The following is a 13,512-nucleotide window of genomic DNA, read 5'->3' as shown; positions in this document are numbered from 1 at the left end:
ACAGGTAATGGCATGGAACGCCCGGACAGCGGGGAACCCGCCGACGGCGCCGTCGGCCATGCCGCCGCCTGCCAGCCCGCCGTCCCCGGCCGAACAGCGCTGCTCTCACGACTCGCGGCGAGCAATGTCGCGAACGGCACCGAGCCATCGGAGTTCGGTGCGGCGGGTGGGGTTTCCGGGCCCTCGGCTGACTCCGAGGTCTTCGTGAGTACTGCCGTCGAGGCACCGCCGCCCACCTTGGGGTCACTCGCGGCGCCGGAGTCGGGCGCGATGTTCGCGGCCGCCTCGCTCGCCGGGCCGGAAGCCGCGGTCTCGCCACTCGTGACAGGATCGCCCGTGGCGGCACCCGGCGAAGCGGTCGCGGTCGTGTCGGCACTGGGCGAAGCGGTCGCGGTTGTGTCGCCACTGGGCCCGGCGGCGGTTTTCTCAGTCTGATCAGCGCCGTGATCAGCCGCTGGTGCCTCGGGTATCGGCTTGTCGGACATGGGGTTTCCCCTCCTGGAGATGTGCGAATGCGTCCCGGCACCGAAGCGCCGGGCGGGTGAACGGGATGTAGGTGTCAGTCCGTGGGGAGGACGACGCGGATGCGGGAGCCGGGGTCGGCGACGGCGATGGTGCCGCCGTGCAGGTCGATCACCCAGCGGGCGATGGCCAGGCCGAGGCCGGTGCCGCCGCCGTCGGTGCGACCGCCGCGGGTGAAGCGGTCGAAGACGGTGGCGCGCTCGGCTTCCGGGATGCCGGGGCCGTCGTCCTGGATCTCGAGCACGGTGCCCTCGGGGCGGGTCGAGGCCGAGACCCGGACCTCGCCGCCGGACGGACCGTGCCTGGCGGCATTGTCGAGGAGGTTGAACAGCACCTGATGCAGGCGGGCCCGGTCGGCGAACACGATCGCGTCGGCGGGTTCGATGGCGGTCGTGAACCGGACGCCACGGCCGAGCGCGGCGGTCATCACCTCGGCTTCGGCGATCACCGCCGCCAAAAGCGGTGCCAGCGGCAGGCTTTCGCGATCCAGGGTGAACGCGCCCGCTTCGATGCTGGACAGATCAAGGAGTTCGGAGACGAGCAGGCCGAGGCGCTCGGTCTGGGCCAGCGCGGTGCGCAGCGTCGCCGGGTCGGGTTCGCTCACGCCGTCGACCAGGTTCTCCAGGACGGCGTGCAGCGCGGTCACCGGCGTGCGCAGCTCATGGGAGACATTGGCGATGAGGTCGCGACGTTGCCGATCGGCGGCGGCCAGGTCGGCGGCCATCTGGTTGAACGCGGTCGCCAGCTGACCCACTTCGTCACGCGAGGAGGCCCGTACCCGAAAGCGGTAGTCGCCCTGAGCCATTCGCCGGGCGGCCGAGGTCATCTCGCGTAGTGGCCGGGTGATGCCGTGTGCGAGGAACTGCGAGGTGAGCAGCGCGATCCCGATCGCGGCCACGGTGGTGCGCGGCGGCAGCCAGCCGATTTTCAGCCGGAAGTACCCGAACGCGACTCCGCCCGAACACAACATCAACACGGCCAGCTTGAGCTTGATCGAGCGCAGCCGATCCAGCGGCCGCGGCAGCACCTCCGCGATCCGGTCCATCAACGCGGCGGCGCGCTCAGGCGCCGTCATCGCGCGTCCAAGGCATACCCGACACCGTGTACGGTGCGGATGAGATCGGCACCGAGCTTGCGCCGCAACGCTTTCACATGCGAATCCACCGCGCGCGTCCCGGCCGCATCGGACCAGTCCCAGATGTCCTCCAGGAGCCGCTCCCTGGCCAGCACCGCTCGCGGACGCTGCGCGAACCGGGTCAGCAAGTCGAATTCCAGCGGGGTCAGGCGTGCTTCGGTGTCACCGCGCCACACCCGCCGCTCGGCGAGATCTATCCGCAGATCGCCGACGACGATGCTGTTGTCGCCGCGCTCGGTGGCCCGATCCACCCGCCGCAACAGGGCGTGCACCCTGGCGGCCAGCACCCGCATCGAGAACGGTTTGGTGAGATAGTCGTCGGCGCCGACCCCGAGACCGACGAGCTGGTCGGTCTCGTCGGTGCGCGCGGTGAGCATGAGGACGGGCACCGGACGCTCGGCTTGAATCCGGCGGCACACCTCCAGGCCGTCGAACCCCGGCAACATCACGTCGAGAACCACCAGATCGGGTTCTCCCGCCAGAGCCGCCGCCACCGCCGCGGGGCCGTCGTGTGCCAGGTCGACGGTGAACCCCTCGGCCCGCAACCTGGCGGCCACGGACTCCGCGATCGTCACCTCGTCATCGACCACCAGGATCCGGCGTGCCGCCGGTCCTGTCCCGCCCCCACTGTTTTCCATGGTGCGACCCTAGCGAGCGGGTGTGGAGGGTTGCGTCGCCAAATGTGGAGATTCTGTGTGGAGTACACTCGCGCCGTGCACAAGTGCTTCCGTTCCACGCCGCCCCCCGCCTCCTGAGCGAGGTGCCCCGCCGCGCTTGAACCGCGCGCGTACCGGCCGAACAGGCCGCTCGTCGACTTGTGTCCACTCCAGCACCTCGCTTCTCGCGACCCCCTCACCTTCTGTCGCAGGAGCGCACACCCATGTCTGTTTCGCTGTCGGCCCGCGCGGGCACAGCTGATCTCGTCATCGCCGGAATCCTCTGGGGGACCGGCGGCATACTCGGCACCCTCGTCCAACGATCGACCCACCTGTCCCCGGTGGCAGTCGCCGCCGTACGCCTGGCCGTCGGCGGGTTGCTGCTGGTGGGACTGTGTGTTCTCACCCGAAGGGCGATCCCGCGGGGCGCACCCGCGTGGCACCGCATCGGCGTGGTCGCCGTGCTGGCGCCGGTGTTCCAAGGCTGCTATTTCGGCGCGGTCGCCCTGTCCTCGGTGAGCCTGGCGACGCTGATCACCATCGGCATGTCCCCGGTCGTCGTCGCGGTGATCGAACACCTCACCGGCCGGCGAACACTCGATCGCACCCGCGCCCGCGGCATCGCCTTCGCGCTGACCGGGCTCGCGCTGCTCGTCGGTACACCGGGCGCGAGCGGGTCGGCGGTTCTGCTCGGCGCAGCCATGGCACTGGGCGCGGCGACCGCCTTCGCCGTGCTCACGGTGATCGTCGCGGTCCCGGTCCCCGGTCTCGATCCCGTCACCAGCACCGGTCTCGGTTTCACCGCGGGCGCGATTCTGCTCGCCGTCCCGGCAGCCCTCACCACCACCGCGATCCACACCACCGCGAACGGTGTGCTGGGCGTTCTCGCCCTCGGGCTGTTCCCCACGGCGATCGCCTACACGCTCTATTTCCGTGGTCTCACCGAGGCGGGCGCGGGCACCGGAGCACTGCTGGCCCTGCTCGAACCGCTCACCGGCACCCTGCTGGCAGTGCTGTTCCTGGACGAGCGACTCGGCGTCGCGGGCTCGGCCGGTGCGGTGCTGCTCTCGATCGCGCTGCTCACGGCAGGTCGGACCGCCGCCGAACCCGAGGAGCTACGGGTCGGGGAACAGGCCGGGTAGTTCCATCGCGTAGGCGAGATCGTCGCGAGTGCCGAGGGTGACGAGCAGGACGCGAATCATGGTCACCCTGGCCTCCGACGCCAGCGCCGGATCGGGATCGCTGCCCGGCTCGCTGTCGGCGGTGAGCCGGTAGACGACGTACTCGCACACGTGCAGCGCCGCGTCCAGATCGAGGGGCGCGGGCACCGGGCGCCCGAGTTCGCCGAACGTCTTGCGCACCAGATCGCGGATGTCGTCGAGCGCGCGTTCGCGGTAGGCCGAGACAACCGAGCGGGGATCGTGCAGTTCGGCGAACAGCGGCCGCAGCATCGGACCGTGCCCGCGCGCCCAGTCGACATACGCGTCGATCAGCCGGATGCCCAGCTGGACCGGTTCCTCGGTGCCCATGAGCGCGTCGCGGATCCCGCCGACCAGGCCGTCGTTCGACGCGTCGAGCACCGCGTGCAGCGGCTCGGACGCATTGCCGAAATAGCGGTAGAAAGTGGGTCTGGCCAGCCCGGCCTCTTCGATGATCTGGGCCACGCTCATCCCGCGCGATCCGTTGCGCGCGAATACCGCGGCGGTCGCCAAGACGATCCGGGCGCGGACCTCCTCGGCCTGCTCCTGGGTCTGCGGCGGGCGCCCACGACGCACCGCGGCGGAATCCTCGGTCATCGCACCTCCCTCACCGTCACTGTTCGCGCACTGAAAGCTTGACACGAACCAGGGCGCTGGCATTAATCTAACACTAGTGTTCAGTAAATAACCTGAACGTGCGCGACCAGATCCGCGTGACCCATCTGTTGAGGAGAAGGGCCGACAATGACGACAGCCCCCGAGCTGACCGCCGAACCCACCGCGCTGCCCACCGCGCTGGTCAAGCCCCTGTTCGAACGCGGTGTCGCCGGTGGCGCGCCGTCGGTCGAGGTCTTCGCCCCGGCCACCGGGCACAAGATCGGCGACCTGCCGCAGTCCTCGGTCGACGACATCGAGCGCGCGTTCGCCGTGGCCCGGCACGCGCAGCGCGACTGGGCCAAGGTGCCGGTGAAGCAGCGCGCCGAGATCGTGCGCCGCTTCCACGACATCGTGCTCGCCGAGCAGGACACCATCCTCGACATCGTGCAGACCGAGACCGGCAAGTCCCGGCCGCACGCCTTCGACGAGATCGCCGACGTCGCGCTGAACGCGCGCTACTACGCCACCGTCGCGCCCAAACTGCTCGCCGACCGGAAGCCGCGCGGCGTGCTGCCGGTGCTCACCTCGGTCGAGGTGCACCACCGGCCCAAGGGCGTCGTCGCGGTCATCTCGCCGTGGAACTACCCCCTCGCGCTGGCCGCCTCCGACGCGCTGCCCGCCCTGATCGCGGGCAACGCGGTCATCGCGCGCCCGGACAACCAGACCGCGCTCACCGCACTGTGGGCCATCGACGCCGCCGAGCGGGCCGGGCTGCCGCGCGGTCTGTGGCAGGCGGTGCTCGGCCGCGGTCGCGAAATCGGTGGTGACGTGATCGCGCGCGCCGACTACGTCGACTACACCGGTTCCAGCGCGACCGGCCGGACCATCGCCCAGCAGGCCGGTGAGCGCCTGATCGGGTACTCGCTCGAGCTCGGCGGCAAGAACCCGCTGCTCGTACTGGCCGACGCCGATGTCTCCAAGGCCGCCAAACTGGCTGTGCGCGCGTGCTTCTCGTCGGCCGGTCAGCTGTGCGAGTCGATGGAACGAATCTACGTCGACGCCTCGGTCTACGACCAGTTCGTCGCGGAGTTCGTCGGCAATGTCAAGAACATGTCGCTCGGCGGCGAGCTCGACTACAGCCGCGACATGGGTTCGCTGACCTTCCCGCGCCAGCTCGAGACCGTCTCCGCGCACGTCGACGATGCCGTCGCCAAGGGGGCCAAGGTGCTCGCCGGTGGCCGCGCCCGTCCCGATCTCGGCCCGTACTTCTACGAGCCCACCGTGCTCGCGGATGTGGCGCCCGGCATGACGGTCTACCGCGAGGAGACCTTCGGCCCGGTCGTCTCGGTGTACAAGGTCGACTCCGACGACGCCGCCGTCGAGGCCGCAAACGACACCGCCTACGGCCTCAACGCCAGCGTGTGGAGCCGGGATGTGAACCGCGGCAAGGAGATCGCCGCCCGGATCAACGCCGGTTCAGTCAACGTGAACGAGGGCTTCAGTGCTGCCTGGGGCAGCGTCGACGCGCCGTCGGGTGGTCTCGGCATCTCCGGGCAGGGCCGTCGCCACGGTCCCGAAGGGCTGCTGAAGTACATCGACACCCAGACCATCGCGGTCCAGCGGTTGCTGCCGATCGCGCCGCTGCCCGGCATGTCCGAGCAGATGTGGGCCAAGACGATGACGCTGGTTTTCGGTGTCATGAAGACGCTGCGCCAGAAATAGACGCGCCAGAAATAGACGCGCCAGAAGTAGCGGAACACGAGCAGGGGTAGGTAGCGCACATGAAGTTGGAAACGGTCGCTGGCAAGCGGGTGCTGATCACTGGCGCCGCTATGGGTCTGGGCAAGCTGTTCGCGGAGAAGGCTGTCGCCGAGGGCGCCGACGCGGTGGTGCTGTGGGACATCAACGAGCTGGCGCTGCGCGAGACCGCCGCGCAGCTGACCGCCGCGGGCGGCAAGGTGCATCACTACGTGGTGGACGTGTCGTCGCAGGATTCGATCCGCGAGGCGGGCGAGGCGGTGCGCAAGGAGGTCGGCGGCATCGACATCCTCGTCAACAACGCGGGCATCGTGCGCGGCAACACCTACTTCTGGGAAACCGAGAACCGCGCCGACATCGACAAGACGATGGCGATCAACTCGCTGGCGCCGATGTACGTCACCCTGGAGTTCCTGCCCGGCATGGTCGCCGGTGCCGGCCAGGCGCGTGTGCTCAACATCGCGTCCTCGGCCGGTCTGGTCGCCAACCCGCGCATGGCCGTGTACGCGGGGTCGAAGTGGGCGGCGCTCGGCTGGTCGGACTCGGTGCGCCTCGAGCTCGAGCAGGCGGGCCACGACCACGTGAAGGTCACCACGGTCTGCCCGACCTACATCAACACCGGCATGTTCGACGGCGCGAAGGGCATTCTGTTCACCCCGATGCTCGAGCAGCACGATGTCGTCGACACCTCGTGGTCGGAGATGAAGCAGGGCGGCGCGCTGGTGGTGATGCCGTGGACCTCGCGGATGAACCGCGCACTGACCGGCCTGCTGCCGATCAAGGTTCGCGACCTGTACCTGAACGCGGTGGGCGTGTACCACTCGATGGATCAGTTCACCGGACGCAAGTAGGCCCGGCCTGCACCCGCGAGGACGACGTCGTCGCGGGTGCACGACATTCGGCGGCTCCGCCGCGCATTCAGGGTGACTCGATTGCCCTGGTTCCGAGGACGACGGTGGCATAGCGCTCCTCGGAATGCTCCACCCGCGCAGTGAGCCCGAACTCGGCGAGCACCGCGCACGCGGTGCCGACCTGGCCGGTCCCGGTCTCCACCAGGACCGTGCCGCCCGGCGACAGCCATTCGGCCGCGCCCTCGGCCACCCGGCGGAACACGTCGAGACCGTCCGCGCCACCGTCGACGGCGACGAGGGGTTCGTGTTCGCGTGCTTCGCGCGGTAGATCCGCGACTCGGGCGCTCGGCACATAGGGGGTGTTCGCGAGCAGCACGTCGATGCGCCCGCGTAGGTCGAGGGGGAGCGCGCCGAACAGATCGCCGCTGAAGACCGGTGCGTTCAGCGCGGCTAGGTTCTCCCGCGCGCACTCGACCGCGATAGGGTCGATATCGGCGGCGACCAGTTCGACATCGCACCCGAGGACGCGCAGTTCGGTCGTCGCCGTGAGCCCGAGCGCCCCACTGCCGCAACACAGGTCGACCACGCACGCCCGTACCGTCCCGGGAGCGACGCCGGCCACCGCCTGTTCCACCAGAAACGCGGTCCGTTGTCGCGGGACGAACACCCCGGGCCGCACCCCCACCCGGACACCGCGGAACTCGACCCAGCCGAGCAGGTATTCCAGCGGCGTCCCCGAAACCCGCTGCGCGACCAGCTCGCTGAGGCGGTCGGCGTCCTCAGCAGCGGCCTCGAGCAGCAGCGCTGCCTCGTCCTCGGCGAACACGCAGCCCGCGCGTCGCAACGTGGTGACCACCGCAGCGGTTTCGGTAACGCTCATGGGCCGATTGTGCCCGGCCGGGCAACCGAATTATCTCGCCGCGTCCACCCTGGCGGGGTCACCTGCGACCACGTCAGCGCGAAGTATCGAGCTCGAACGTCCGGGTCGCGTCGAGGTAGATCCCGCGCTGGGCACTGCGCGCGGGTGGGGGCAACTGCGAAACCAGCTGTTCGAGCGAGGTCATCGCCCCGACCACTGCGGTGCCCGCCACGATGAAGTCGGCGACCGCGCGCCGGATGTGGTTCGGCGAGGTCACCACCACCGCGCTGGTCGCACCGAGATCGCGGAGCAGTCGCGTGCTGAACAGCGCGTTCTGCACCGTCGAGCCTGCCCGATCCTCGACATGGATCCGATCGCCCGGCAGCCCTCGCGCGACCAGCCAGCGCCGCATCGCCTCGGCCTCGGAGATCCCGTTCTGCGGATTGCCGCCGGTCACGATCACCGGGGAGAAGGGTGCGGCGATCGCCTGCAACCACGCCGCGGTGAGACGATTCTCCAGCTCGGGGCGCAGCGCGCCGTCGGGCAACAGGCCGTAGCCGAGGACCACGATGCCGGTCTGCGGACCGACCAGCGCGGGCAGTGGGTTGGGCAGGGTGGCGGCGGCCGCGGTCACCGCGTGCAGCACGTGGTTGGTGCCGGCCGCTTTGCCGGGGTCGATCCCGCCGAGCCGGGTCAGGGCGTCGCCGACCGCAGCCGGGTCGCCCGCGTAGTGCGACCAGATCGCCTGCAGCGCGAGCGCATCGGCGTCGTGCGGGTCGGCGGCGATGAGGGCCCGCAGGTCGGCCCGTCCCGCGGCGTCGTCACCGTCGGTGAAATGCCGCTGCGCCGAGTTGTAGAGCGCCGCCACATCCGCTTCGGCGGCGGCTGGGCCGACGGTGGTGCCGGTCAGCGCGGCGGTCGCCAGGACGGCGGCGGCCAGGTGTTTCCAGTGCCTCGAGATCTTCACGACAGTCGCAACCCTTCCCGCGAACGGTTCGGTACGTGCTGGCAGAGCAGAGCTGCCGACACCCTACGACCGCGTATTCGGGCCGCGGTGGACCTCGACCACCTTGCGCGCGTCGCGGCCCGGCGACAGGCCGTCGGGCCCGCGGCGGATAAGGTGACTCACCGTGGATACCGCTTCGCTGACCGGCAAGGAACTCGCCGCCGCCATCAACGCCGACTCGAAACAGCGCGCGGCCGCGCTCACCGCCGCGGGCACCGCGCCGACGCTGGCGCTGATCGTCGCCAACGACGACCCGGCCAGCGCCTGGTACGTGAACTCGCTGCGCAAGGCCGCCGAACGACTCGGAATCGCCTGCGAGCGCATCGATCTCGGTGCCGACGCGAGCGCCGAGACGATCCGCGCCGAACTGAGCGCGCGCAGCGCCGACGCGGCCACCGACGCGATCATGCTGCAGACTCCGCTGCCCGCGGGCGTGAACCTCGACGACGTGAGTTCCGCGATCGCCGCGACCAAGGACGTCGACGGCGTCAGCCCGCTCTCGCTCGGTTTGCTCGCCTCCGGCCTTGACGGTTTCGTTCCCGCCACTTCCGAAGCCGTCGTCGAGTTGCTCAAGCATCACGGCATCGCGCTGCAGGGCCGCCTCGTCACGGTGGTCGGGCGCTCCAATGTCGTCGGCAAGCCACTCGCCCAGCTGCTGCTCGCCGAGAACGCGACCGTCACCGTGGCGCACTCGCGCACCGCGGACCTGGCCGCGGTCACGACCCCGGCCGATATCGTGGTCGCCGCGGCGGGCCGGATCGGTCTGGTCACCGGCAAGCACATCGGTGACGGCGCCGTGGTGATCGACGTCGGTACCAATGAGGCCGCGGACGGTGGGATCGTGGGCGATGTGGACGCGGCATCGGTCATCGGCAAGGCGGCGGCGCTGAGCCCCGTCCCCGGCGGTGTCGGCCCGGTGACTACCGCGTTGCTCATGCGCCACGTGGTCGTCGCGGCCGAAAAAGCCCGCGCCTGAGCGCGTTTCGCGATCTGACACCCTCGTTCGGGTCTAGCGCGGCGCCGCCCCGAACGAGGTGATCAGCGTCTTGTTGCCGATCTGCGCCGTCCCCACCAGCTGCGGTGTGTAGGTGCTCGGCGCCGAATCCGGCCGGAACGCGGTGATTTTGACCAGGTACTGACCGGCGAAGGCGCCCGGCGTGATCTCCACGCAGTGTGTGGTTCCCACCGGCGTGGAGTCGATCCCGGCCTGGATGGCGGCCGCGGAGGGCGCGGCGGCGTCGGACGCCACGAGGGTCCGTGCCTGATCACCGGATCGCGCAACGTAATACGCGTGCTGGAAGGCCAGGATCGCCGCGATGCCGGACTCGGTGCCGCCTGCCCCGTTGCCCCGCGCCATGGTGCCGATCTGTTCGGTCGGGCACGCGGCCGTCACCGGACTCGCCGAACTCGGCACGAGCGGAGTGCTCGCGGACGTGGATGCCGGGTCGGGCCCGCGCAATTGGACATAGGTGCCGCCGAGCAGGACGGCACCGGCCACCGAGGCGACCAGCGGTGCGACCCACCGGGGCACACGCCGTCGCTTCGAACGGTCGATCATCCGCGCGAAGACTTCGTCGTCACCGTTGTAGTCGGGTGCGGGGCGCGAAGGTTCGCTCTCCGCATCGCGCGCGTCAGGTGTGGAGTGTGCCGAAAAGGCGTCCGCGGAACGATGATCGGGCGCGGGGCGCGGCGGGAAGGTGTCTGCGCCGCGGAAGTCCGGCGTGGGGCGCGATGACGAGGTGTCCGCACCACGGTCCTCGGGTGCGGGCCGCGAACGCTGGGTGTCGAAGCTGGGCCGGGGGTGCTCGAGAGTCGCCCAGGTGGGGGGTGGGGAGGTGATGATCGGCAGTTGATCGGTGTCGGGCCCGTTGTCCTCGATCGAGAACGCGGTGTCCGGAACGCGGTGGCGCGCACCGGGATCGAATTTCCCGCCGACCACGGGCAGTCGATCGGTGGCGTAGGGATCGGCCGCCTCCGCCCGCTCGGCCGCACGAATTACGGCTGCCGAAACGACCGGAATACCGGCGGGCGTCGTCGGTCCGCCTTCGATGCGATGCCGGGCGCCGCTGTCCGGCTGCTCGTTCAGCCGTCGTGGCCGTGGCGCGGCGAGGTCGCGGGACCGCCGAATCGGGGTGACAGCCGCGAGCGGAGCACCGGCCGATCCCGGGTCGTGCTGTCGAGCCCCGATCGGTCTGTGCGCTTCCGGTCGATCCATCGCCCCACCTTCATCAGGCTCGTCGCCGTCAGGGTATGTCCCGCAACGATTTCGTTACGGGCACGATACTGCCCTGACGGCGCGTTCGCCGAATGCCACGAGGGAAAATGTTTACCAGTGGACGTAGACCTGATCGCCGATGCCGACATTCTCGTAGTACCAGGCGGCGTCGTCGGGTGCGAGGTTGATGCAGCCGTGGCTGACATTGGCGTTGCCCTGCGAGTCCACCGACCACGGTGCCGAGTGCACCATCACGCCACCCCAGGTCAGGCGCACGGCGTATTCACCGTCGATGATGTAGCCCTCCGGATCCTCGAGCGGGATGCCGATGGTCCGCGAATCGAACACCACCGAGCGATCCTTCTCCAGGACGCTGAAGGTGCCGGTGGGCGTTTCGAAACCGGGCTTGCCCATCGAGGCGGGCATCACGCGCGTCTGTCCGTTCGCGGTCACCGTGAACGTGTGGTTCGACAGGTCCGCGTCGGCGTAGGTGCCGCCGCCGTACTGGGTGCGCTGGTCGCCGATCAGGTCGGCGGACGCGGCTCCCGACCAGGACGCGGCCAGTAATGCCGCCATGATCGCGACGAACAGGAAACGAAATGCGCTTCTCATAAACGCCACCCCTTCACTCACTCGTAGGCGGAAACCAAGTCTAGGCCGCCATGATCAACTCGACCTATCGAAGTGGTAACGGCCGACGGGTCAGACGGTGTGTCGGCTTGCGTTCGCGCAGGTGAGGCCCGGATGAAACGTTCTCAGTTCGAGACCGGCGCCACCGCGCGACCCGGCTGCGGCAGCGGGGAGATCGTGCTCACCGCGGACCGCTGACTCAGCTGCGAACGGCGTGCAGCACGTCGCCGTGCAGGGCGTCGGCGCGGGCCGCGATGGTGTCAACGCGGAGCAGCGCGGCCGCGAACGGGTCGCCCAGTTCGGCGGGCAGCGAGCCCACGTTGATCTCGATATTGAGCTGCGAGCTCATCGCCGCGGCCCTGGCGGCATCGGCGGCGGCGCCGATGTCGGTGACCACGTTCGGATTGCCGATCGGCAGCAGTTCGGCGGCCAGCGAGAGGATTTCGTCGGCCTCGTCGACCACGGCGGCGGGCACGCGGGCGGCCTCGACCAGTGCCGCGTTGATCGCCGCGGTGCGGGCGGCGATCTCGGCGTCGGTGTCCTTCGGCAGCTTGTAGGCCGCACCCACGGCGGTGAACGCGGCCGCGTCGGCGTCGGCGAGGTCGAGTGCCCTGGCCAGCGCGGCGTCGGCGGCCACGATGATCTGATCGATCACCGGGCGGTTCTGCGCGTCCTTGGCGCGCGTGGTGTAGCGCGCCACCATCGCCACCAGCGCGGCGGCCTGCGCGGCGTGCAGCGCGGCGACGGCGCCACCACCGGGTGCGGGCACCTTCGCGGCCAGCTCCGACAGATAGTGCTCCAAGGTCACCGAACCGAAGGAGGGGGCGATCTGCTGCGGCGAAACGGTGGGCTGCGACACGACGGGGAGGCCTTTCGATGTGGCGAGAAGTGCGTGGAATCTTCCCCTCAACGCTACCGCGTGCCCGGCCGCGCACCCCGCGCGACCAGCACCTGTGCCGACGGACCGACCGGTCGGGGTGTGCGCTGTGCCCGAGGCTATGTTGAGAGCATGCGGATCGGATTGAGCATCAACTACACGGACGGTTTCAAGGAGACGGCGGCCGAGGTCGCCGACCTGGAACGCGCCGGCCTCGACATCGTCTTCGTGCCGGAGGCGTACTCGTTCGACGCGGTGAGCGCGCTGGGCTTCCTGGCCGCCCGCACCGAGCGGGTGCAGCTGGCCTCGGGCATCCTGCAGCTCTACACCCGGACCCCCAGCCTCACCGCGATGACCGCCGCCGGCCTGGACTACGTCTCCGACGGCCGCTTCATCCTCGGCATCGGCGCCTCGGGCCCGCAGGTGATCGAGGGCTTCCACGGCGTCCCCTACGACGCCCCGATCGGTCGCACCCGCGAACTCCTCGAGATCTGCCGCAAGGTGTGGCGCCGCGAGAAGCTCAACTACCAGGGCAAGTACTACCAGATCCCGCTGCCCGCCGAGCGCGGCACGGGTCTCGGCAAAGAACTCAAGCTGATCAATCATCCTGTCCGCGAACACATTCCGGTGCTCCTGGCCGCCCTCGGCCCGAAGAACGTCGAGCTGGCCGCCGAGGTCGCCAACGGCTGGCAGCCGATCTTCTTCCTGCCCGAGAAGGCCAACGATGTGTGGGGCGACGCGCTCGCCGCGGGCAAGGCCAAGCGCGACCCGGCGCTGGGCGAGCTCGACATCTTCGCCGGTCCGGCGCTCGCGATCGGCGAGAACGTCACCGGGCTGCTCGAGTTCGTGAAGCCGCACCTGGCGCTCTACATCGGCGGCATGGGTGCCAAGGGCAAGAACTTCTATCACACCCTCGCCACCAAGTACGGCTACGGCGAGGCCGCCGACCGGATCCAGGAGCTCTACCTGGCCGGTGAGAAGCAGGCCGCGGCCAAGGCCGTGCCCGACGAGCTGGTGCGCGACGTCTCGCTGATCGGCCCGGAGAGCTTCGTCAAGGAGCGGCTCGTCGCGATGGCCGAGGCGGGTGTCACCACGCTCAACGTCACGCCGATCGCGGAGAACGCCGCCGGTCGCGTGAAGCTGATCGAGCAGCTGCGCTCGCTCTGCTGACACCCACCGACGACAAACGCGCCGCCTGCCGGAGTTT

Annotated in this window: 13 protein-coding genes and 1 pseudogene; 6 read left to right on the top strand and 8 right to left on the bottom strand. The window is 69.8% G+C overall.

Going from position 1 to position 13,512, the window contains the following annotated elements; translation table 11 throughout:
• Positions 1 to 12 precede the first annotated feature (12 nt).
• Positions 13 to 435 carry a hypothetical protein gene (locus ACQHI0_RS15510; protein ID WP_427908642.1) on the top strand — a complete coding sequence of 141 codons (423 nt, stop codon included), beginning with the start codon at positions 13 to 15 and terminating at the stop codon, positions 433 to 435.
• 124 nt (positions 436 to 559) lie between these two features.
• On the opposite strand, the gene ACQHI0_RS15505 is transcribed toward ACQHI0_RS15510, so the two are convergent.
• Entirely contained in the window at positions 560 to 1,567 is a 1,008-nt protein-coding gene (locus ACQHI0_RS15505) for a HAMP domain-containing sensor histidine kinase (protein WP_427909177.1), read from the bottom strand.
• Positions 1,568 to 1,593: 26 nt separating this feature from the next.
• On the bottom strand, positions 1,594 to 2,295 hold the full coding sequence (locus ACQHI0_RS15500) for a response regulator (RefSeq protein WP_427908641.1): 702 nt from the start codon (positions 2,293 to 2,295) through the stop codon (positions 1,594 to 1,596).
• Between the two features lie 242 nt (positions 2,296 to 2,537).
• Here ACQHI0_RS15500 and ACQHI0_RS15495 point away from each other — a divergent pair, with 242 nt between their 5' ends.
• A complete protein-coding gene (locus tag ACQHI0_RS15495) occupies positions 2,538 to 3,455 on the top strand; it encodes a DMT family transporter (RefSeq protein WP_427908640.1) in 918 nt (305 codons plus the stop codon).
• On the opposite strand, the gene ACQHI0_RS15490 is transcribed toward ACQHI0_RS15495, so the two are convergent.
• The gene (locus ACQHI0_RS15490; protein ID WP_427908639.1) at positions 3,429 to 4,109 is read right to left on the bottom strand and encodes a TetR/AcrR family transcriptional regulator; all 681 of its coding nucleotides are present in this window, start codon (positions 4,107 to 4,109) and stop codon (positions 3,429 to 3,431) included. The genes ACQHI0_RS15495 and ACQHI0_RS15490 overlap by 27 nt on opposite strands.
• Positions 4,110 to 4,256: 147 nt before the next feature.
• On the opposite strand from ACQHI0_RS15490, the gene ACQHI0_RS15485 reads away from it, so the two are divergent.
• Positions 4,257 to 5,831, top strand: a complete 1,575-nt coding sequence (locus ACQHI0_RS15485; RefSeq protein WP_427908638.1) for a succinic semialdehyde dehydrogenase — start codon at positions 4,257 to 4,259, stop codon at positions 5,829 to 5,831.
• 59 nt (positions 5,832 to 5,890) lie between these two features.
• Complete coding sequence (locus ACQHI0_RS15480) at positions 5,891 to 6,718, top strand: SDR family NAD(P)-dependent oxidoreductase (protein ID WP_427908637.1); 828 nt, start codon at positions 5,891 to 5,893, stop codon at positions 6,716 to 6,718.
• A gap of 67 nt (positions 6,719 to 6,785) precedes the next feature.
• Here the strand turns inward: ACQHI0_RS15480 and ACQHI0_RS15475 are convergent, their stop codons facing one another.
• Together ACQHI0_RS15475 and ACQHI0_RS15470 are read right to left on the bottom strand one after the other, a co-directional pair.
• The gene (locus tag ACQHI0_RS15475) at positions 6,786 to 7,598 is read right to left on the bottom strand and encodes a putative protein N(5)-glutamine methyltransferase (protein ID WP_427908636.1); all 813 of its coding nucleotides are present in this window, start codon (positions 7,596 to 7,598) and stop codon (positions 6,786 to 6,788) included.
• Positions 7,599 to 7,671: 73 nt separating this feature from the next.
• Positions 7,672 to 8,544 carry a YdcF family protein gene (locus ACQHI0_RS15470; protein ID WP_427908635.1) on the bottom strand — a complete coding sequence of 291 codons (873 nt, stop codon included), beginning with the start codon at positions 8,542 to 8,544 and terminating at the stop codon, positions 7,672 to 7,674.
• Positions 8,545 to 8,707: 163 nt separating this feature from the next.
• Here ACQHI0_RS15470 and ACQHI0_RS15465 point away from each other — a divergent pair, with 163 nt between their 5' ends.
• Complete coding sequence (locus ACQHI0_RS15465; protein ID WP_427908634.1) at positions 8,708 to 9,559, top strand: bifunctional 5,10-methylenetetrahydrofolate dehydrogenase/5,10-methenyltetrahydrofolate cyclohydrolase; 852 nt, start codon at positions 8,708 to 8,710, stop codon at positions 9,557 to 9,559.
• A 33-nt stretch (positions 9,560 to 9,592) separates the two neighbouring features.
• Here the strand turns inward: ACQHI0_RS15465 and ACQHI0_RS15460 are convergent, their stop codons facing one another.
• From ACQHI0_RS15460 to ACQHI0_RS15450, 3 genes and pseudogenes are all read right to left on the bottom strand, one after another.
• Complete coding sequence (locus tag ACQHI0_RS15460) at positions 9,593 to 10,798, bottom strand: hypothetical protein (RefSeq protein ID WP_427908633.1); 1,206 nt, start codon at positions 10,796 to 10,798, stop codon at positions 9,593 to 9,595.
• Between the two features lie 111 nt (positions 10,799 to 10,909).
• Positions 10,910 to 11,299: pseudogene (locus tag ACQHI0_RS15455) on the bottom strand (L,D-transpeptidase); the annotation flags it as partial.
• Positions 11,300 to 11,627: 328 nt separating this feature from the next.
• Positions 11,628 to 12,287 (bottom strand): cyclodeaminase/cyclohydrolase family protein, encoded by a 660-nt coding sequence (locus ACQHI0_RS15450; protein ID WP_427908632.1) that lies wholly within the window; start codon positions 12,285 to 12,287, stop codon positions 11,628 to 11,630.
• Between the two features lie 150 nt (positions 12,288 to 12,437).
• Here ACQHI0_RS15450 and ACQHI0_RS15445 point away from each other — a divergent pair, with 150 nt between their 5' ends.
• Positions 12,438 to 13,475 carry an LLM class F420-dependent oxidoreductase gene (locus tag ACQHI0_RS15445; RefSeq protein ID WP_427908631.1) on the top strand — a complete coding sequence of 346 codons (1,038 nt, stop codon included), beginning with the start codon at positions 12,438 to 12,440 and terminating at the stop codon, positions 13,473 to 13,475.
• Positions 13,476 to 13,512 lie beyond the last annotated feature (37 nt).

Source organism: Nocardia sp. FBN12 (assembly GCF_050320175.1).
Classification (GTDB): Bacteria; Actinomycetota; Actinomycetes; order Mycobacteriales; family Mycobacteriaceae; genus Nocardia.
The sequence above is the reverse complement of the archived record's forward strand: the minus strand, read 5'-3'. Positions and strand labels throughout refer to the sequence as shown.